At 41.2% G+C, this 396-nt stretch carries 1 protein-coding gene; it reads left to right on the top strand.

Annotation, left to right across the window (positions count from 1 at the left end; translation table 11 throughout):
* Positions 1 to 109 precede the first annotated feature (109 nt).
* Positions 110 to 396 (top strand): four helix bundle protein (locus tag Q0954_RS34580; RefSeq protein WP_299466811.1); only part of this gene is annotated, 287 nt, incomplete at its 3' end.

Raw genomic sequence — 396 nt, 5'->3', positions numbered from 1 at the left:
TTAGTCCGGAGTTGGTAGTCTGTAGACCGTAGTTGCTTCGCGTTCATTCGTAATTCGTAATTGAACCATTCGTAATTCTCTCATTCGTAATTAAAACCATCTTCTTATCATGAAAGAAAATGTACTTCAACAAAAAAGCTATGATTTTGCTTTGCGGATGGTGAAATTATACAAGCATTTGCGTGAAACCCATCAAGAATACACTTTATCGCAACAGATAGTAAGGAGTGGCACCTCGATAGGAGCAAATGTGGAGGAAGCCATTGGCGCCCAATCGGGTAAAGATTTTGTGCACAAATTGAGTATCGCATACAAAGAAGCGCGTGAGACTCACTACTGGATTCGTCTATTAGGTGATAGTCATTATCTCCCGCCCAACTTACGCAACTCGTTGCT

It is taken from the genome of uncultured Microscilla sp. (assembly GCF_947493425.1).
In the GTDB taxonomy this organism is placed as follows: domain Bacteria; phylum Bacteroidota; class Bacteroidia; order Cytophagales; family Microscillaceae; genus Microscilla.
Note: the sequence above shows the minus strand (reverse complement) of the source record. Positions and strands in the feature narration are given on the sequence as shown.